This window comes from Pseudomonas sp. FG35, assembly GCF_057809295.1.
The window spans coordinates 58779-80047 of sequence record NZ_JBMDJR010000002.1 but is presented as its reverse complement, the minus strand read 5'-3'; the positions used below and the strand labels follow the sequence as shown (position 1 = coordinate 80047).

The following is a 21269-nucleotide window of genomic DNA, read 5'->3' as shown; positions in this document are numbered from 1 at the left end:
AACCAAGAACGCTGACAGTGCCTGACCAACAACAATTAGGGGCCACCCCATATGCAAACCTGGCAACAGCTCTACAGCCCGCTCGGCAGTCTCGGCGTGTCCGCACTCGCGGCCGTCATCCCCATCGTTTTCTTCTTCCTTGCCCTGGCGGTGTTCCGCCTCAAAGGTCATGTGGCCGGCAGCATCACGCTCGCCCTGGCCATCGCCGTGGCGATCTTCGCGTTCCAGATGCCGGTCGACATGGCGTTCGCCGCCGCCGGATATGGCTTCGCCTACGGCCTGTGGCCGATTGCCTGGATCATTGTGGCGGCGGTGTTCCTGTACAAACTGACGGTCAAGAGCGGTCAGTTCGAGGTCATCCGCAGCTCGGTGCTGTCGATCACTGACGACCAACGCTTGCAGGTGCTGCTGATCGGTTTCTGCTTCGGTGCATTCCTGGAAGGCGCCGCCGGTTTCGGTGCGCCCGTGGCGATTACCGCTGCGCTGCTCGTAGGCCTGGGTTTCAACCCGTTGTACGCCGCCGGCCTGTGCCTGATCGCCAACACCGCACCGGTGGCGTTCGGCGCACTGGGGATTCCGATCATCGTGGCCGGGCAAGTCACCGGCATCGACGCGTTCAAGATCGGCGCCATGACCGGCCGCCAGCTGCCACTGCTGTCGCTGTTCGTGCCGTTCTGGCTGGTGTTCATGATGGATGGCCTGCGCGGCGTGCGTGAAACCTGGCCAGCCGCACTGGTTGCCGGCCTGAGCTTCGCCGTGACTCAATACTTCACTTCGAACTTCATCGGCCCGGAACTGCCGGACATCACGTCGGCCCTGGCCAGCCTGATTTCGCTGACCCTGTTCCTGAAGGTCTGGCAGCCAAAACGTGCCGCCGGCCAGCACATTGCCGGTGCCGTTTCCGCTTCGGTGGTAACTGCCAGCGTCGGCGGTTTCGGCCAGAAGCGCACCACAGTTGCTTCGCCTTACAGCCTCGGGGAAATTTTCAAGGCGTGGTCGCCGTTCCTGATCCTCACCGTGCTGGTGACCATCTGGACGCTCAAGCCCTTCAAGGCCATGTTCGCCGCCGGCGGTTCGATGTACGCCTGGGTGTTCAACTTCGCGATTCCGCACCTTGATCAACTGGTGATCAAGACCGCACCGATCGTGGCCGCCCCGACCGCGATCCCGGCCGTGTTCAAACTCGATCCGATTTCCGCGACCGGCACGGCGATTTTCTTCTCCGCGCTGATCTCGATGCTGGTGCTGAAGATCAATTTCAAAACTGGTCTGACCACTTTGAGAGAGACCTTCTACGAACTGCGCTGGCCGATCCTGTCGATCGGCATGGTGTTGGCGTTTGCCTTCGTCACCAACTATTCCGGCATGTCCTCGACCATGGCTCTGGTGCTGGCGGCGACCGGCGCGGCGTTTCCGTTCTTCTCGCCTTTCCTCGGCTGGCTCGGCGTGTTCCTGACCGGTTCCGATACTTCGTCCAACGCCCTGTTCAGTTCGCTGCAAGCGACCACCGCGCACCAGATCGGGGTCAACGACACTTTGCTGGTGGCCGCCAATACCAGCGGCGGTGTGACCGGCAAGATGATCTCGCCACAATCGATCGCCGTGGCCTGCGCCGCGACCGGTCTGGTGGGCAAGGAATCCGATCTGTTCCGCTTCACCCTCAAGCACAGCCTATTCTTTGCCACGATCGTCGGCCTGATCACTTTGGCTCAGGCCTACTGGTTCACTGGCATGCTGGTGCATTAAGACTACAAGCGACATGGAAATAACCGACGCCGGTTCGTGATTCCGGCGTCAGCAATTCACAACCCGGTCTGTAAGGCTGCTGAAAGCAACGCGCTCTATATTCGGCAGCCTCAACAGACGGATAACCGGGCCCACCCGGAGACACGCCTGATGAGCGAGCTTTTTTACAACGCTGTGCCCAACGCCACTCGCGTCGCACCGCCACTGCCCGAACCCCGGCAATACCCCAGCGAGAAACCGTCGCGGGTCTACCTGTTCGGCACGTGTGTGGTCGACCTGTTCTACCCGGAAGCCGGGATGGACGCGATCCACTTGCTGGAGCGCGAAGGCATCCGGGTCGACTACCCGCAAGGGCAGAGCTGCTGCGGACAACCGGCCTACACATCGGGTTACACCGAGCAGGCACGGACGGTGGCGCGCTCGCAACTGGCGCTGTTTGCCGGGGACTGTCCGGTGGTGGTGCCGTCGGGTTCGTGCGCCGGAATGATCCGCGAGCATTACGCCGACTTGTTCAAGGACGAGCCGGAAACGTTGACACAGGTTCAGGCCCTTGCGGACCGTACCTATGAGCTGGCCGAGTTTCTGCTGTTCGTCTGCAAGGTGCAGCTCAAGGACAGCGGCGAGCCGGTCAAAGTGGCGCTGCACACCTCGTGTTCGGCGCGACGGGAAATGAACACCCACCTGCACGGCCGCGAGTTGTTGGCGCAGTTGAGCAACGTGGAACGGGTCAACCACGATCACGAAAGCGAATGCTGTGGCTTCGGTGGGACATTCAGCGTCCGTATGCCAGACATTTCCGGCGCGATGGTGGCCGACAAGACCCGGGCGTTGAAGGAATCCGGCGCGCATCAGGTACTCAGTGCCGACTGCGGCTGCCTGATGAACATCAACGGCTCGCTGGAAAAACAGCAGGAAGCACTGCGCGGGCAACACCTGGCGAGCTTCCTCTGGCAACGAACCGGAGGTGCGCGATGAGCACTTCCACGATTATTCCTACGGTTGCCGTAGAAGAAGACTTCCGCACCCGGGCACACAATGCCTTGGGCGATTCGCAGTTACGGAACAACTTCCGCACTGCGATGGATTCACTGATGACCAAGCGGGCAGCGGCTTTCAGCGATGCCCACGAAAGAGAACACCTGCGTGAACTGGGCAATGCAATCCGTGCCCGCGCGCTCTCCAAGTTGCCCGACCTGCTTGAGCAACTGGAACAGAACCTGACCCGCAAGGGTGTGACAGTGCACTGGGCGGAAACGGTGGACGAGGCCAATGGCATCGTCCTTTCGATCATCCGCGCTCACGAGGCGCGGCAAGTGATCAAGGGCAAATCGATGGTCAGCGAAGAGATGGAGATGAACCATTTCCTCGAGGCTCGGGACATTGAATGTCTGGAGTCCGACATGGGGGAGTACATCGTCCAGCTCGACCACGAGAAGCCTTCACACATAATCATGCCGGCAATCCACAAGAATGCCGGTCAGGTCGCGTCCTTGTTCCACGACAAACTTGGCGTGGAATACACCAAGGACGTTGACCAACTCATTCAGATCGGTCGCAGGGTCCTGCGGCAGAAATTCTTCGAAGCGGACATCGGCGTTTCCGGTGTCAACTTCGCCGTGGCCGAAACCGGCACCCTGCTGCTGGTGGAAAACGAAGGCAACGGCCGCATGACCACCACCGTGCCGCCGGTGCACATCGCCGTCACCGGCATCGAAAAAGTCGTGGAAAACCTGCGCGACGTGGTGCCGCTACTGTCGCTGCTGACCCGCTCGGCGCTGGGCATTCCGATCACCACCTACGTCAACATGATCTCCGGCCCGCGCAAGGAGCATGAACTCGACGGCCCGCAGGAAGTGCATCTGGTACTGCTCGACAACGGTCGCAGCCAGGCGTTTGCCGACAGCGAACTGCGCCAAACCTTGAACTGCATCCGCTGCGGCGCCTGCATGAATCATTGCCCGGTCTACACCCGCGTCGGCGGCCATACCTACGGCGAGGTTTACCCCGGCCCGATCGGCAAAATCATCACCCCGCACATGGTCGGCCTGGCGAAAGTCCCGGATCACCCGAGCGCTTCTTCGTTGTGCGGAGCCTGCGGTGAAGTGTGTCCGGTAAAAATTCCTATTCCTGCACTGCTGCGCCGCCTACGCGAAGAGAACGTCAAAGCCCCCGACAGTCCTCATCAAGTGATGCGCGGTCAGGGCAGCAAATACTCGCGCAAGGAACGCTTCATCTGGAACGCCTGGGCGAAGCTCAACAGCTCGCCGACCTTGTATCGACTGTTTGCGTTTTTCGCCACGCGCCTGCGCGCCCTGGCGCCGAACAATGTCGGGCCGTGGACGCAGAACCACAGCGCACCGAAACCCGCCGCCCGCTCACTGCATGACATGGCTCGCGAACACCTGGCCAAACGAGGAGACCGTTGATGAGCGCCAAACAAAACATCCTCGGCAAGTTACGGAAGAGTCTGACCGGCACCACACCGATTGCCGACAACTTTGACGTCGATCTGGTGACCCAGCCTTACACCTACAGCGCCGAACAACGGATCCCGCAACTGCGCAAACTGATGGAAGCGGTGCACACCGAAATCCACCTGACTTCCGCTGATGGGTGGCCGGCGCTGCTGGCGCAATTGCTGCGCGACCGCCAATTGCCGAGCCTGCTGATCGCACCGACTACACCTCACGGGCAGCGCATCACACAGCACTGGGCGAACAATCCTGATCTACCGGCGCTGAAGTCCTACGACCGGCCGATGGAAGAGTGGAAAGCCGAGTTGTTCAACGACACCCCGGCCAGCCTCACCGGCACCCTCGGCGCCATCGCCGCCACCGGCAGCCTGATTCTCTGGCCGACCCGCGAAGAACCGCGGCTGATGAGCCTGGTACCGCCAGTGCATTTCGCCCTGCTCAAGGCCAGCCAGATCCGCGACAACTTCTATCAGGTGCAGCAGGAATTCGAGTGGGCCCAAGGCATGCCGACCAACGCGCTGCTGGTGTCCGGCCCGTCGAAAACCGCCGACATCGAACAAGTCCTGGCTTACGGCGCCCACGGCCCGAAAGATCTGGTGGTGTTGATCCTGGAGGACCAATGACCTTACCGGCGACTTTCCTGCGCGATGCGCAGCAATTGATTCCTGCCGAACGGCGTTTCGACGATCCGCTGTCGACCCTGGCCTTCGGCACCGATGCCAGTTTCTACCGATTGATTCCGCAACTGGTGATTCGCGTCGAATCCGAAGACGAAGTGGTGGCGCTGCTGAAACTGGCCCAGCGCGATCAAGTCCCGGTGACCTTCCGCGCCGCCGGCACCAGCCTGTCCGGCCAGGCGATCAGTGATTCGGTGTTGATCGTGCTTGGGGATAACTGGAACGCTCGTGAAATTCGCGGCCAGGGCACGCAGATCCGCCTGCAACCCGGCGTAATCGGTGCCCAGGCCAATGCATGGCTGGCGCCATTCGGGCGCAAGATCGGTCCGGATCCGGCGTCGATCAACGCCTGCAAGATCGGCGGCATTGTCGCCAACAACGCCAGCGGCATGTGCTGCGGCACCGCGCAAAACACCTATCACACGCTGGCCGGAATTCGTCTGGTGCTGGCCGATGGCACACGTCTCGACACTGAAGATGCCGCCAGTGTCGCGGCGTTTCGAGTCAGCCACGGTGACTTGCTGGAACGTCTGGCGACTTTGGGCCGCGAGACCCGCGCCAATGCCAAACTGGCCGCGCGAATCCGCCACAAATACCGTCTGAAAAATACCACCGGCCTGTCGCTCAACGCCCTGGTGGATTTCGATGAGCCTGTGGATATCTTGAGCCACTTGCTGGTCGGTTCCGAAGGTACACTCGGCTTCATCAGCGCGGTGACCTACGACACGGTGATCGACCACCCGAACAAGGCTTCGGCGCTGATCGTTTTCCCGGATGTGGAAACCTGCTGCAACGCCGTCACCGTGCTGAAAAGCCAACCGGTGTCGGCCGTGGAACTGCTCGACCGCCGCAGCCTGCGCTCGGTGCAGGACAAACCCGGCATGCCGGCTTTCGTACAGCAGCTGTCGAACAATGCCTGCGCGCTGTTGATCGAATCCCGCGCCGCCTCTTCCACTTTGCTGCAGGAACAACTGGCGCAGATCATGGCGTCGCTCAGCGCCTTTCCGGTGGAAAAGCAGGTCGATTTCACCGAAGACCCGGTCAAAAACGCCCGCCTCTGGGCGATCCGCAAAGACACCTTCCCTGCCGTCGGCGCCGTGCGCAAGACCGGCACCACGGTGATCATCGAAGACGTGACCTTCCCGGTGGAGCAACTGGCGATCGGTGTGAACCGTCTGATCGAGCTGTTCGACAAACACTCCTACGACGAAGCGATCCTTTTCGGACACGCACTGGAAGGCAATCTGCACTTCGTCTTCACCCAAGGCTTCAACAGCCCAGAAGAAGTCGCACGCTATCAGGCGTTCATGGACGACGTGGCGCAACTGGTGGCCGTGGAGTTCGGCGGTTCGCTGAAGGCGGAACACGGCACCGGACGCAACATGGCGCCCTTCGTCGAACTGGAATGGGGCAGCGACGCCTATCAATTGATGTGGCAGCTCAAGCGCCTGCTCGACCCCAACGGCATTCTCAATCCGGACGTGGTACTCAGCGAAGATCCGCAGATCCACCTCAAGCACCTGAAACCGCTGCCGGCGGCCGACGAGATTGTGGATAAATGCATCGAGTGCGGTTTCTGCGAGCCGGTCTGCCCTTCGAAAGGCCTGACCCTGAGCCCGCGCCAGCGCATCGTGATCTGGCGCGATATTCAGGCGCGAAAGCGCGCCGGTATCGACACCACCGAACTGGAAAAAGCCTACGAGTACCAGGGCATCGATACCTGCGCCGCGACCGGTTTGTGTGCGCAACGCTGCCCTGTAGGCATCAACACCGGCGAGCTGGTGAAAAAGCTTCGCGGCCGTCACGCCACGCATACGAAAACCGCCAACTTGATCGAAGGAAATTTCGCCACCACCCTGCAAGGTGCGCGTTTCACCCTGCATGTGGCCAACGGTGCACGGATGTTGTTAGGGGCACCGCGGCTTGCGAAGCTTTCAGCGACCCTGACGCGGCTGTCCAAGGGTCAGGTGCCGCTGTGGACCAACGCGATGCCGCAACCGGAAAAAGCCATTCGCTTCAGCCCGGCCGTGACGGACGAACGCCCGCGCGTTGTGTATCTGGCGGCCTGCGTCTCGCGAGTGATGGGGCCGGCGGCGGGCGACAAGGAGCAGACGTCGCTGTACGACAAAACCCGTGGTCTGCTGGAAAAGGCCGGTTATCAGGTGGTGTTCCCGGACAATCTGGACAACCTCTGCTGCGGTCAGCCCTTCGCGTCCAAAGGCTATGCCGAACAGGCCGAACACAAGCGTCAGGAACTGATCGGCGCATTGCTCCAGGCCAGTCGCGGCGGGCTCGATCCGATCTATTGCGACACCAGCCCCTGCACGTTGCGGCTAGTGCAGGATGTGGGAAATGTTCGCCTGGATCTGTATGACCCTGTGCGATTCATCCGTACGCATCTGATGGATCGGCTCGAGTTCACGCCGCAGGAAGCACCGATTGCCGTTCACGTGACCTGCAGCACTCAGCATCTTGGGGAAAGCCAGGCGCTGATCGACCTGGCGCGCCAATGCAGCAAGACGGTTGTGATTCCGGAAGGTATTCACTGCTGCGGTTTCGCCGGCGACAAGGGTTTCACCACGCCGGAGCTCAACAGCCACTCACTGCGAACGCTCAAGGATGCGGTGCAACAATGCAGCGAGGGGATTTCCACCAGCCGCACCTGTGAGATCGGTCTGACGCAACATGGTGGAATCGACTACCACGGTCTGGTGTATCTGGTGGATCGGGTGACCCAAGCCAAAGCCCCCGCAACCGCCCTCTGAAGAAAAATAGAACCCTTGCGAGCGACCGCAGTCCACAGAACAGGCCCCGAACAATCGGGGCTTGTCCTCCATTCGGTTGCCCGTCCTGACGGCCAGCGAAGTCTGGATCCCTCAGTTCAAGGAGATTCATATGAAACGTTCTGTACTGTTAGGTCTGTTCGTTACTGCCTCGATGATGGCGTCGGCTTCGTTCGCTGCCGACAAGCCCGCTGACCTGTGTGATGCCAATCTGCAAACCATCAACAACGCCAAGGCGCAGGCAATGGCCTCACCCGACCTGAGTCAACGGGTAGAAGCCAGCGTGCAAAAAGCCCAGGCACTCAAGGCCCAGGGCAAGATCGACGAATGCGTGGCTGAAACCCAGCAAACCATTCTGGAAATCCGCAAAACCAGCGGAACCAACAACTGATCGAAGCTCAGGCCAACCTTCGGGTTGGCCTTGTGAGCCGTTTGGCGTACACTGCGCAGGCTTGTTGCTCACAAGATTCACAGAGCACCAGGCTCGGGGCCGTTTAGGATTCGACGCCGGTTGCGAAACTCTAGGTGCATGCCGACTTGGTAACAGAAGTCGTAAATCCACTGTTGCAACTACTTATAGTTGCCAATGACGACCAATACGGTGCTGCTCTCGCTGCTTAATTGCAGCTGACATGCACTCCTGGTACCTTCGGGTCCAGCAATCATCAGGGGATGTCTGTAAACCCAAAATGATTGTCATATAGAACAGAATCGCCGTGCAGTACGTTGTGGACGAAGCGGCTAAAACTTACACAACTCGCCCAAAGCACCCTGCCCGTCGGGTCGCTGAGGGTTAACTTAATAGACACGGCTACGCATGTAGTACCGACAGCGGAGTACTGGCGGACGGGGGTTCAAATCCCCCCGGCTCCACCACTTCATCATCTAAAGACGTCCACGGACGTCTTTTTTTGTGCCTGCGATCCAGCAAATACGCGGCCTCCAGCGCTTTTCCGGTCTTTTGAGAGTTTTTGAGTTCCAGCCATTTGGGTATTCCAGACGGTATTCCATCCCATCCGGTGCTAATCTTTGGAATACCGAATCAGTGCCTGAGGACAATCTCATGCCTGCTCAAAACCTCCGCCTCTCCGATCGACAGCTCAAGGGAGTCAAACCCGCGTCCAAGGATTACGTCCTCACTGACGGTGACGGTTTGCAGCTCCGCGTACGCAGCAACGGCTCGTTGCTGTGGAATTTCAACTATCGCGAACCGCTCACCAAAAAGCGCATCAACATCGGCTTCGGGACCTACCCCGAACTGTCACTGGCGAACGCACGAAAGAAGGCAGTCGAAGCGCGCGAGCTGCTCGCCCTGGGCATCGATCCGAAGGTGCAGCGCAATACGCTGAATGAAGCCAAGCGCGCAGAAACGGAACATACGTTCGAGAACGTGGCCACCGCCTGGTTCGAGCTAAAGAAGGACTCCGTCACGCCGGCCTACGCCGAAGACATTTGGCGCTCGCTCACGCTGCATGTATTTCCAGACCTGAAAACAACGCCGCTCTCGAAAATTACCGCACCGATGGTCATCGAACTGCTTCGCCCAATCGAGGCCAAAGGTAGCCTCGAGACAGTGAAGCGACTGAGCCAACGACTCAACGAGATAATGACCTACGGGGTAAACTCCGGGCTGATTTTCTCTAACCCCCTCAGTGGTATTCGAGCGGTATTCAAGAAGCCCAAAAAAGAGAACATGCCCGCGCTACGACCAGACGAGCTTTCCGAGCTCATGATCGAAATCGCGAATGCCAGCATCAAGCGGATCACCCGCTGCCTGATCGAATGGCAACTGCACACCATGACCCGTCCTGCCGAAGCGGCGACCACCCGATGGGCAGATATCGACTTCGACAAACGCATCTGGACCATCCCGCCGGAGCGCATGAAAAAGCGTCGTCCGCATACCATCCCACTGACCGAACAGGCACTCGCGTTACTGGAGGCGCTCAAGCCCCACAGTGGTCACAGGGAATACGTGTTCCCGGCAGATAGAAATCCGCGCACCCACGCCAATAGCCAGACCGCCAACATGGCGTTGAAACGCATGGGCTTCCAGGACCGCTTGGTCAGCCACGGCATGCGCTCCATGGCCAGCACCATCCTGAACGAGCATGGCTGGGATCCGGAGCTGATCGAAGTCGCGCTGGCGCATGTCGACAAGGATGAAGTCCGAAGCGCTTACAACCGAGCTGACTACATCGAACGCCGGCGTCCGATGATGGCCTGGTGGAGTGAGCACATCCAGAAAGCGGCCACTGGCAACCTGTCGGCATCTGCGATCAATCAAACCAGGGACCACAACGTCGTGCCGATACGGTGAGCGCTCACCGGACGCCGCCAGTAACCGAGAATGACTCCCCAGATGGAGTGATGGTTGATTTGGCGACAGCGGCGACACCGGCGACAACCCGCGTAATACCTGGTCTGCAGCATGGCGACAGAAGTGGCGACTGTCGCCGTTGCAAGCTTCTCTCCTGGGGCTTTCTCGGCCAAGCCCACGCGAGCGGGAAGGCTCCGCATTCCCACTCGCATGGGCTCACATTAAAAACCGACGAACAACCACCCGGCCATGGAAAACCACCAGACTCCAAGATCTTCCAGCGCTACCGATTGACGCAAGAGCAGCCCCCAAAATACGGTTGACCGCGAGCAGAACGAGCGCTAAACCAGAACCGTACAAGCGCTGTCCTCGACAGCACCCAGGTAGCCAGAACCTTTGAGGCTACGCCATATCGCGGTGGTTCTCCCCAAGTGCGATTAGCGTCCGGCGGCTCGCACGGTCACAGCGATGTGATGGATGCCACTTCTTCCAGAATGCCCACTGCGGCAACTCATGCCCCCTCCTGGCTGCTCTGCAGCAACTTATCCGCTTGGCCATTTCTTGCGCCAACCTTTTGCCCGTCTCTTTGCCCCCTAAAGAGACGGGCGCTCCTACCACTGCTGCAGCCCTGCTCGCATGGGCCTTTGCGGCTTTCCCCCTCGTGACAATCGGCGTGACAAACACCGAATGCTCACTCGCCCCAGCGATGCAGATGATGGTGCCGCAGCCCATGAAATGGACTGCACCTGACTGACAATCAGGCATGTCCCGGTCATCACCTCGCAGCCTTCACCCGACTCAGGATCTCGCGGCACCGGTCTCGTCAGCCAGTGCAGCCTCCATCCGCCCACCGCTATCGGTGTTCAGGAGGCCAGATCATGAGATGCCCAAGCTCCCGGCCGTAAGGAGCCGTCAGTCCCGCGTTAGTGGACAAACCTCACAGGTCGCAGGGGCCTTGATCCCTGATAACACTCAACAACCGTGGCGGGATGAGTGAGGACGAAGTCGATAATTTCAGGAGAGTTGGGATGCAACTGTGCGAAGCGTTCGAGCCCCCACAACCCTTGCTGGAGTACCAGCAGGCGCCACTGCCCTACCCGGTCGAAGCACTCGGGGATCTGTTAGGCCCTGCGGTCGAGCGACTGGCCGAGGTGATCGGCGTGCCCTGCGCCATGGCCGCTCAATCGGTGCTGGCCAGCGCTGCCCTGGTGAGCCAGGGCCATGCCAATGCCCAACTCGACGGTCGAACCTATCCGCTGTCCCTCTACCTACTGACGGTGGCGTCTTCGGGTGATCGAAAAAGCGCGGTGGATCACCTGGCCCTGAAGGCGGCGCGCGAGTGGGAACGACAGCAGTGGACCCTGTATGAGGAAAAGCTCAAAGCCTATCGCGCCGCTACCAGCATCATGGCCAAACCCAAAACCTCAAAGACAACCTCCAGGGCGGATGGCGGCGAGCTGTCCGAGCCGGTACCACCGAGACTGATCATTGCCGAGCCCACTATCGAGGCCCTGGTCAAAAGCCTGTGCCATGGCTTGCCCAGCATGGGTTTGTTCAATGATGAAGGTGGCCAATTCTTGGGTAGCAGCACCATGAGCAAAGAGAATCTGCTCAAGGCAATCACCACCTTGTCGATGCTGTGGGATGGCAGCCCGATCGACCGGGCCCGCGCCATGGCCGGAGAAAGCCTGCGAGCCTATGATCGCCGCCTCAGCCTGCATCTGATGCTGCAGCCTTACCTGGCCAACCAGATTTTCAAAGACCCGGTGATCAATGGCCAAGGCATCCTCGGCCGTTGCCTGATCAGTTGGCCCGAGCGCTTGGTTGGCCAGCGGCTCTACCAGGCGATCGACCTGAGCCGAGATGCCAGAGTCCAGCGCTACCAACAACGGATCACCGCCCTGCTGCAACAGCCCTGGTCGCTTCATCAAGATGGCTCACTCAATCCCGCCACGCTGGAACTGACTCCCCGTGCCCGTCGTGCCTGGATTGATATTCACGACACCATCGAGTGCCAGTCTGGCGAGTTCGGCGAACTGGCCGGCGTCCAGCCGGTCGCGGGCAAGGCCGCGGCGAATGTACTGCGCATCGCGGGTGTGCTGGCCATGGTTGAAGAGGACAGTGCGTTGGACGAAGCACACATCCAGCGGGCTTCCACGCTGATGGATTATTACCTGGCCGAGATCCAGCGCCTGACCGAACAAGAACCGGTTAATAGCCGAAGCGAAGAGGCGGATCGGCTGCTGCGCTGGTTGGTGCATAAAGGCTGGACCCACTTCAGCATCCGAGACGTCAATCGCAACGGCCCTCGTTTTGCCCGCAAGAGCGCTGACCATACCGCCTCTTTATTGGTCGTGCTGATCACTCATCGCTGGCTGAGCAGCCGTGATGGAAGAACCTTCGAGGTCCGCCATGTTCCGCCTCAATGACGCGGTGCGCCGCTACCAAGCGCAACATCAAACGCCGCAAGAATCGCGCCGTGTCGCCGCTTCTGTCGCCACCCTGTCGCCACGCCCCAGGCCAGAAACGACGCGGGTTGTCGCCACTGTCGCCGCTGTCGCCACACCACCCCTGGAGCTTACCAACCCCGCCCTGCTGATCGAGCAACTGCGTGAGGAAGGGGCACTGCTGCAACACCACGAGAACGCTCTCCTGATCCGCCCGACACACTGGCGGCAGGTGGACAAGCTCAGCCCTCACTGGAAAGCCCTGCTGCTCTTTCTGCAAACAAACGAAAACGGTGATGACGATGACCTTGATTAGTCGGCGTGAGGGCCGCAACTTTGGCTATGGCCGCCAACTGAGCTACGCCGGCCCGCAAGCGCTCAAGGATCTGTTTGCCGGTGGCCACTTCGCCACGGTCAAAGCGCATAGTGATCGTTGGCAAGCGTTCGTGCGCTGGTGTCGGTCAGAAGACGGCCCCGGTTACAACGATGCGCGCCAGATTGATCGCGGGACGTTGCAAGACTACGCGGCTTACCTACGCCAGCAGATCCAGCAAGGTGAACTCTGCATCGCCACCGCGCAGAACCGCCTGAGCAGCGTCAACCGCACCCTCGCTGCGCTGCGCGGTGATCAGGACGTCAGGATCGCCAGTCCGAGCCAGGCGTTAGGACAGCAGCGCTCGAGCGTACGCACCCGCGCACCGGATGGCCAAGACCACCAACAGGTGCGGCGAGTACTCGAGGCACTTGGCGAACAGCACCACGAGCGGGTGGCCGCGATTGTCCTTTTGGCCCGAACAACCGGTATGCGCCTGCGCGAAGCAATCCTGGCTGACCTGCCACGCTTGCACCGCGAAGCCGAACACTTAGGCCGCATCAACATCCAGGACGGCACCAAAGGCGGCCGCTCAGGTGCTTCAGCGCCGCGATGGATCGTGGCCAATGAAGCGGTGAAAGCGGCCCTGCAGTTGGCTCGTCATGCCTCGCCGCCCCGTAGCCGCAACTTGCTGGCTCGAGACGAAAGCTACGCCGTGTTCCTGCATCAGACCGTACTCCCCGCCCGCGAAACGCTGCATGAACACGGGCTGAAGGGTTTCCATGAACTGCGAGCGGCCTACGCCTGCGAACGTTACGAGCAGCTCACTGGCCACACCGCTCCGGTCAATGGTGGCCACTGCTATCGCATTGACCGCGACCTTGATCAGCAAGCGCGACAACAGATCAGCGTTGAACTCGGGCATAACCGGATCGAAGTGATTTCGGCCTACATTGGAGGTCGAGCGTGACCAAACTGTTCGATATGGAGCTGTTCCTAGGCGGCGCACTGACCGGCTCAAAGGCCACTCAGCAACGCCACCTGCGCCAAGCCCGAATCATGCAAGCGGCCATTCAACAACGATGGCAGAGGGACAACCCGTGGAGATGGCAGGTAAAGCACATTCGCTGGTTTTTCACTCATCACCTGAAAGACCATTCCAGCAACACACGCTATTATTACCAACTCACCGCCATGTTGATCTGGAGACGATTAGAGAATGACCTCAAACTGTGATCTCTTACATTTGTATCTTGAATTGGTACGGCTCTTGGCGCAGAGGCCCGCGTTGCTCCTTGGCTGGGAAAACAACCCATTGCCTAAACTACCAATCCAGCTTTCAGTAGACAGGCCACTCCAGAGTCTCTCTGGCACAAACAATTGCTTTGTAGAGCCCGTGAGTCTTTCTGTACAAAGATCCTGAGCCAATGGATCGCAATAGATCAAAACAACTAAAAATTTAAGCATACCCAAGAAGAAGCCAGCATTGAACTCAGCACATAGTCACTTACCCACTACTTCGCCGGAGACTCCAGTGCAGCTAACTGAAGAAATATTAGGCATTGTAGAAAAGCGCCCTCTTACCGCATCAGAAATCACAGAAGAATTAAATTATAGACGCAGCAGAAAATACTCAATCATCGATATAATCGACATAGTCAGAAAAAACCAAGAGACACTTCAAGAGATCAATGGAAAAATAGTATCAATATCCAACAATAAATGGAAGGAACTGATAAGGGCGCATTGGTACTTACTAAGCACGCTTCAAGCCAACTACAAAAACCATGAGCTGCACTTCCTAGTGATCGCTCTCTTTTATTACAAAAGACTTATAGACACACACAAGAGACACGGCGAATATACCGAGTTAAGAAACCGAATAATTCACAGCAGCAAACTAAACTCAAAGAGTATACTCGCAGCATGGCTTGATCTCATTAAGTCTGTCAAACATGACCAGAAAGACGACTTAGGTCTCTTCAATGACTTCTCTAACCTTCTCAGCAAATGCCCACCTGAGAGATTAGAAAATATAATAAACATGACACAACAAGTAGACACCTTACTTTTCAGCACAAGTGAATTTAGCACTGCGTTCGAATATATACTCGAAACACGTACACCTTCGACACAAAAAAAACACGCTACTGGTACAGCTCCGCAAGTTTCTGAGCTGATGGCTAAACTACTAAACCCTAAATCTGGAGTCGTTTACGATCCCGTTTGCGGAACAGGAAGCATACTAAGCCACGTATCCAGAATAGCTGATGCACAACCGCATATTAAAGGCAGTGAAATCCACAACAGCACAGCTCAGATTGCACTAATGAATCTTGAGATGCATGCAATATCAAACTATGAGATCATTCCAGAAAACTGCTTAAACCATATAGACGACGGCTTGCACTACGACCATATCATTGGAGACCTTCCTCTTACCGGTTATTCCAGCCATGTATCTCCGTGGAAGGAAAAAGGCTTTATCCCACTGCTAGAGTTTGTGACTTCAAAGCTTGCCGAGCAGGGAAAAGCAGTGCTTACAGTTTCAGATAGCTTTTTACTATCCCAAGGAAAAGAGCAGAGCTACAGAGAGCATCTTTTATCTAACGACATTATAGAATGCATTATCAGCTTGCCAGCAGGTAGCTTGAGACCATATACAAACGGCAAGTCATCAATAATAATTTTAAACAAGTCAAAACCATCCTTCTTAATCAATAGAATAAAATTCATAACCGCTGAGAACCTAGCCCCAGCGTCGCAAATACCAATTCTTGACATATATAGCATCCTTGAGCAATACCAAGAGAAAGATACTGACTCCTCAAACTCACAAATAGTGAGCACAGAGGAAGTGTCATCTCAAAAAAGTTTGAGCGCATCCTACTACACCGACGAATTCAAAGAAGCTGGAAAGTTACTGAAGGGCGGCAAAGCTAGAAAACTTGGCGATCTCGTTGAAATAATCTCCGGCACCATAACTCGAGATATCCAAGCCCTCGATGAAGATACCCCATTTATTAAAATTGAAAGCCTAGAAAAAGACATTTTGGACATGCGCCTTTCCTCAGGAAAGTCCAACTCACGCATAGTTAAAACCAAACAGTCCGAAAAATCGTTAGTCAGGGAAGAGTCGCTTCTTATTGCCCGCATTGGTGATAATTTAAAGCCTACAATATTTAAACCATCCGAGACGCTCCCCGAAATCATAACTCACAACGGAGTACTTACTTTACGCCCATTTCCAAAGTCATCTCTCGACATTGAGTACTTATATTATCAACTTTATTCACCACTAATACAAAAACAAGTTGAACAGAGACGCATTGGCACCGTGATGCCCTTCATTAGCAAACGTCTACTTTCAGAAATAATTATTCCAATGATGCCGTTGGACTCCCAAAGAGAATTCATAGCAACACAAAAATCTAACCTGATATCTGCGGAGAAAGAAAGGGTCACCCAAAGGTTACGAGCAATCGGCTTTGAAGAGGAAAGCATTCAAAAGGAAAATGAATTAATAAGCACATTAGTTCATGAACTCCGACCAAAGCTCGTCAAAATTAACTCTCTGTCTAACAAGCTTATTCGAATCATTGAGAGACATAACATCTCTACGCTAGCTCAATACGGCGAGGAGGAGCTAGAGCTAGATGATGATTTCATGGAACTACTTGAGCAGCCTGAAAATCTTGACATTGGTTCTGTATCTAAAAAAATAGCCACCAACTCTAAAGAACTAAACGACACTCTGTCACTTGTTAAAGAAATCATGAGTCTGAACTTAAAACCTTCAGAGTTCGTAAAAACCAGGCTACTAACCTTTCTTAGCAATCATCTTAACAACAAAACAATTGAACGCCCTCACAAGTACAAATTGGAAGTCAAAGGCTATGACATTGAGGTCAACATACATCAGGCCTCAATATTGCAAGTAATAGACCAGCTTATAGCAAACGCTGAACACCACGCATTTACAGCACCATCCAGCAAAGATAAAATAACCTTCACGGTAAAGGAAGATAAAGAACGAAAGATTGCAATCTTAGAGTACAGCAATAACGGAAAACCATTTACTCTAACAAAATCAGACTACATTCAATTCTTCACAAAAAGCAAATCAAGCAACGGCTCTGGCATTGGCGGAAACTACATCTACAGAATAATTAGAGCGCATGACGGAGACATTGAAATAGATGAAAACAAGGTGAAAGGCTTTTCAATGAGAATCGAAATACCTAACAAGGAAGAGCAATAAATGAATAACATCCTCCTCATCGACGACGACGAAAACTTCAAAGACACTTTCAAAATCGAGGCTCAGAACAACAATCTTCGTCTAATATATAGAAAAAGCCTTGAGGGTTTACAGGAGGTGATGCCAAAGCATCACACCTCCATTTCCGCCGTAGTTCTTGATATAAAATGCTTGATTTCTGATGACCAGGCAATTGAGAATGAAAATTTTATTGGCACCGCACTTAAATATCTCGACACCAACTTTCCAAATTTCCCTCGAATCGTGCTCACAGGCGACGACGATGCTTTCAATAACTTTAAGCGATTTGCAGAAGAAAAGAATATATTCCAGAAAACACCAGACGGCCTGAGTGAAGCCGTCACAAAATTAAAATACTACTGCGACAACTCTGAACTTATTAAAATAACCATCGCACACAGCGAAGCATTCTCCATCCTCAGAACTTACGGCTATAATCAAAATGCGGAGTCAACTCTTGTAGAGATTCTGAAAAACGAAAATGAGACCAGCTTCCCTCGTTTTGGCGGTATACTTAGAGACATAAGATCGCTTCAAGAGACCATCTATAAAACCATCAACCAACACAACAAGCCCGTTGTTCCAGACAGCCTGATAAGACCTAACGGGATGTTAGATTTCAACAAATTAATGAAGCACCTCAATGGATACCCGTCCGCCAATTTCACTCCAACAAAAGCGGAATATCAAAATTCAGCCATATTTAACTTATCGAACTCTTTATACTGGGTGTGTGGCAAATACATCCATGCGGACCCCGCTGAAAAATACTACATCAGCAATTACACTCTAAGGTCTTCAATCCTAAGCTTACTTGAACTCATATTCTGGTCAAAGCTTTACCTACCAAAAAATATGCAAACCTAAAGAACGCCTTCATTAGTACTATTAACAAGGGGACTTCACCCAATACGACCCCAACACTCATCAGGTAGCTCCTCGACTTCAAAAAATTACCTACAGAGCTTGGCAAGCGGCCCCGGTGGCTGCTTGCACGCTTACCGCAAGAGTGCTAAGTATTCGGCCTCGCTAACTCAAAAAGCCCTTTCCCCGAATCCTTCTTCAGCAGCTCGTACACTACCGTGAGGAACACATCCCGCGTAGACTCATCACTGAGCAGCTTGGTAGCCATACTATTGTGGCTGCTCATGGCTGCGGCAATGGCTGCAACGGCCTTGGATGGCAGGTCAGCCTTCATAGCCTGCTCCATGGTGTTGTTGTGCACCTGGGCCATCACCACGTTATCTGCGCGCAGTTTCTCAGACACATGCATAGCGAAGGCCACCTGGTCAGTGTCGGTGATGTCCTTGCCAAAGGCGTTGTTGAGTTTCTCGATGAGTTCGGTGAGGTACTTTTTCTCACGATCGCGGGCATCACGTAGTCCGTTGTCGGTTACGCCGTAAAGGCCTGGCGTTTCCGACACGACGGTTACACCGTCCAGGTTGTTCCCTTTCTTGATTTTGTAATGGCTGAGCTTGAGGTCGCCCAGATCCACCTGCTCGGCTGTAATGCCTTTTAGGCGCTTTCGCAGCAGGCGTGCATAGCTGGCAAATGCCTCCAGGCTCGGATCGCCAAAGTCGATGAGTTGAGCGATGTACTCGTAGCTACGCACGAACTTGGTCAGGCTTTCACTGAAAATCATCAGCTCGTCGCGGGCCTTGCAGTACTCTGAGCGCTGTACGTCAGCGTACTCCATGTCCTTTTCGTTGCCTTCGTCATGAGACTTTTCCCAAGCTTTTTCCCACAAGTCGATAGCATCATTGAGTGTCTTCAACTTGCCGTTGAAGCGGTCAGTAGCCGACTGAGTCAGGGAGAACAGCTTTTGATGCGTAACCTTAGGGTCGACGATAGCGTCGCCGAAGGCCTCCACCTCAACTTGCTCATAGATGAGCATGCCGTCCAGCCGCTGCTTGATGTCGTAGACGATGTTCGGATCCTGGATATCCGCCACCTGAGCATCGCGGTAGAAAGTCTTGAACGACGCCAGGATCTCCTCAGCCTTGTTGGCGAAGTCAATGACGAAGGTCTTGTCCTTGCCGGGGAAGGTACGGTTTAGACGTGAGAGTGTCTGTACGGCCTCTACACCGGATATTTTTTTGTCCAGATACATGGCCACCAGCTTCGGCTGGTCGAAGCCGGTCTGATATTTATTGGCGACGATCATCACCCGGTAGTCCGGAGTGTCGAACACCTTGCGCATATCACGACCAAGGAATCCGGGGTTCAGATTGGTTTCACTGAATTGATGATCGACAGGCAAGCTCGGCGCCTCTACATCGGTATTTGGCACCTCACCGGAGAAAGCCACCATGGCCTGCACATTTCCATAACCTTTGCGTTTGCAGTAGTCCTCCAACGCCAGGTGATACTTCACCGCTGCCGCACGTGAGCTGGTCACCACCATTGCCTTGGCCTGGCCGCTGAGAAGGTGCGCGACGTTCTTGCGGAAATGCTCAACGATAAGCTCGACCTTCTGCCCCACATTTACGGGGTTAAGCGAGAGCCACTTGGCCAACTTACGTCCGGCGCTTTTCTCGTCGACCCGCGTGTCATCGACCATGTCGCTGCCGATCTTGAACGCCACTTCATAGCTGGTGTAGTTCTTTAACACATCGAGAATGAAGCCTTCGTCGATGGCCTGCTGCATGGTGTAGAGGTGAAACGGTGCCGGTGGATTATCGATGCTTACCGGTTGGCCTGCATTGCGTGGCCGGCCGAACAGGCTAAGTGTCGAGTGCTTGGGCGTGGCGGTGAAGGCGAAGTAACTGGCGTTGCCCGGACGCGAGCGCGAGCTCTGCCAGACCGACAACCGCTCTTCCTTGGAAAGTTTCTCCCACTCGGCCTCGCTTTGGCCGGTCAATACATAGCGCAGGTCGTCAGCAGTGCTCCCTCCCGTGGAGCTGTGCGCCTCGTCGATAATAATGGCGAAGCGACGGTTGCGCAGGCTCTGTTCACTGAGAATGGCCTTCTGCGCATACGGAAAAGTCTGCAGGGTACAGACGACGATCGGCACCCCGTCAAGCATGGCATTGGCCAATTGCTGGCTCTTGGGCAGATTCGACCGCTGACGATCGATCGCACAGACCACACCCGTCTGGTGCTCTATCTGTTGAATAGCGTCCTGCAGCTGCTGATCCAGCACTTGGCGGTCAGTCACCACAATCACGCTATGGAAGTACGGATCACCATCGGGACGACGGACGCGGATTAGCGAATGCGCTGTCCAGGCGATTGTGTTCGTTTTACCGGAACCGGCACTGTGCTGGATCAGATAAGGCTGACCAGGACCTTCTACACGTACGGCGTCGATCATCTTGGTCACGCCTTCCCACTGGTGGAAGCGCGGGAAGATCAAACCTTCTTTGAAATAGGTTTTGCCGTTGGCGTCCTGTGCTTCCTTGCGCTCTTGCAGCACGAAACGATGGAAAATGTGCAGCCAGTTGTCCTTCTTCAGCACCCGCTCCCAGAAGTAGCTTACGGGGTAGCTGCCGTTCTCACCGGGCGGGTTGCCTGCGGCGCCCTCATTGCCACGGTTGAACGGCAGGAAGAAGGTTGCATCGCCAGCCAGCTTCGTGGCCATGCGAATGTCGCTGTCACTCATGGCGAAGTGCACTACAGCGCCTCGTTTGAAGCTCAGCAATGGCTCCTGACCGCCGCTTCTACGTTCAGGCTTTCGGTCCATGCGGTACTGCTGCATGGCAGCTTCGACAGACTGGGTGAAGTCGGTCTTCAGCTCCACCGTAGCCACCGGGATGCCATTGATGAAGAAGACCAGATCGATTTCGTCGGCCTTGTCCAGCGAGTAACGCAGCTGTGGCACCACACGCAGGCGATTGGCCGCATATTGAGCGATCACTGTTTCGTTACGGTCATCTTCCGGCAGTGCCTGACTCATGGCCAAAGTACCGCCACCGGCTACGGTAAAGCCGTAACGCAGCAGGTTGATCGTACCGCCATCGACCTTGTTTTCCAGCTGTCTGACCAGACGATCCAACACCACCGCTTCAGTACCAACGCCATTCATCGCACAGATCCTGGCCATGGCTTGCGGATGACTGTCTTCCAGCCAACCGAACACATCTTCGGGATACAGCGCTCGACCTGCATCGTAGTCAGCAGACTTACCGACCAACCAGCCAGCTAAAGCAAGCTGTTCGACGATATGGCGCTCCAATTCGCACTCGTGGTGAAGTTGGCTCATGGTTCCCTTCTCTTCCCTGTCTTCTG

The 21269-nt window shown here is 55.8% G+C and carries 14 protein-coding genes and 1 other RNA gene; 14 read left to right on the top strand and 1 reads right to left on the bottom strand.

Annotated elements, in window-relative coordinates; genetic code table 11:
• The first annotated feature begins 51 nt into the window (after nt 1–51).
• The 14 genes from ACODTD_RS04425 (at nt 52) to ACODTD_RS04360 (ending at nt 17909) form a co-directional block, all read left to right on the top strand.
• Nucleotides 52–1746, top strand: a complete 1695-nt coding sequence (locus ACODTD_RS04425; protein ID WP_011332388.1) for a lactate permease LctP family transporter — start codon at nt 52–54, stop codon at nt 1744–1746.
• Between the two features lie 150 nt (nt 1747–1896).
• Nucleotides 1897–2721 carry a (Fe-S)-binding protein gene (locus ACODTD_RS04420; protein ID WP_011332387.1) on the top strand — a complete coding sequence of 275 codons (825 nt, stop codon included), beginning with the start codon at nt 1897–1899 and terminating at the stop codon, nt 2719–2721.
• Nucleotides 2718–4172: a LutB/LldF family L-lactate oxidation iron-sulfur protein gene (locus ACODTD_RS04415; RefSeq protein WP_011332386.1), complete on the top strand. Its 1455-nt coding sequence runs from the start codon at nt 2718–2720 to the stop codon at nt 4170–4172. The genes ACODTD_RS04420 and ACODTD_RS04415 overlap by 4 nt, the downstream gene beginning before the upstream one ends.
• Nucleotides 4172–4843, top strand: coding sequence for a LutC/YkgG family protein (locus tag ACODTD_RS04410; protein ID WP_011332385.1), 672 nt, complete (start codon nt 4172–4174; stop codon nt 4841–4843). The genes ACODTD_RS04415 and ACODTD_RS04410 overlap by 1 nt, the downstream gene beginning before the upstream one ends.
• On the top strand, nt 4840–7662 hold the full coding sequence (locus ACODTD_RS04405; protein ID WP_489104560.1) for an FAD-binding and (Fe-S)-binding domain-containing protein: 2823 nt from the start codon (nt 4840–4842) through the stop codon (nt 7660–7662). The genes ACODTD_RS04410 and ACODTD_RS04405 overlap by 4 nt, the downstream gene beginning before the upstream one ends.
• Nucleotides 7663–7792: 130 nt before the next feature.
• Nucleotides 7793–8071 (top strand): hypothetical protein, encoded by a 279-nt coding sequence (locus tag ACODTD_RS04400; RefSeq protein ID WP_011332383.1) that lies wholly within the window; start codon nt 7793–7795, stop codon nt 8069–8071.
• 95 nt (nt 8072–8166) lie between these two features.
• Nucleotides 8167–8556, top strand: a transfer-messenger RNA (tmRNA) gene (ssrA, locus tag ACODTD_RS04395).
• A 187-nt stretch (nt 8557–8743) separates the two neighbouring features.
• Nucleotides 8744–10000, top strand: a complete 1257-nt coding sequence (locus ACODTD_RS04390; RefSeq protein WP_489104559.1) for an integrase domain-containing protein — start codon at nt 8744–8746, stop codon at nt 9998–10000.
• A 1028-nt stretch (nt 10001–11028) separates the two neighbouring features.
• Complete coding sequence (locus tag ACODTD_RS04385) at nt 11029–12429, top strand: YfjI family protein (RefSeq protein ID WP_489104558.1); 1401 nt, start codon at nt 11029–11031, stop codon at nt 12427–12429.
• On the top strand, nt 12413–12763 hold the full coding sequence (locus tag ACODTD_RS04380) for a hypothetical protein (RefSeq protein WP_489104557.1): 351 nt from the start codon (nt 12413–12415) through the stop codon (nt 12761–12763). Before ACODTD_RS04385 ends, ACODTD_RS04380 begins: the two co-directional genes overlap by 17 nt.
• Nucleotides 12750–13730 (top strand): integrase domain-containing protein, encoded by a 981-nt coding sequence (locus ACODTD_RS04375; RefSeq protein ID WP_489104556.1) that lies wholly within the window; start codon nt 12750–12752, stop codon nt 13728–13730. The genes ACODTD_RS04380 and ACODTD_RS04375 overlap by 14 nt, the downstream gene beginning before the upstream one ends.
• Complete coding sequence (locus ACODTD_RS04370) at nt 13727–13996, top strand: hypothetical protein (protein ID WP_489104555.1); 270 nt, start codon at nt 13727–13729, stop codon at nt 13994–13996. The genes ACODTD_RS04375 and ACODTD_RS04370 overlap by 4 nt, the downstream gene beginning before the upstream one ends.
• 298 nt (nt 13997–14294) lie before the next feature.
• Complete coding sequence (locus tag ACODTD_RS04365) at nt 14295–17021, top strand: N-6 DNA methylase (protein WP_489104554.1); 2727 nt, start codon at nt 14295–14297, stop codon at nt 17019–17021.
• Nucleotides 17022–17909, top strand: a complete 888-nt coding sequence (locus ACODTD_RS04360) for a hypothetical protein (protein WP_489104553.1) — start codon at nt 17022–17024, stop codon at nt 17907–17909. It abuts the gene before it with no gap.
• Between the two features lie 145 nt (nt 17910–18054).
• Here ACODTD_RS04360 and ACODTD_RS04355 read toward each other — a convergent pair whose 3' ends face one another.
• Nucleotides 18055–21243 carry a type I restriction endonuclease subunit R gene (locus ACODTD_RS04355; RefSeq protein WP_489104552.1) on the bottom strand — a complete coding sequence of 1063 codons (3189 nt, stop codon included), beginning with the start codon at nt 21241–21243 and terminating at the stop codon, nt 18055–18057.
• Between the last annotated feature and the right edge of the window lie 26 nt (nt 21244–21269).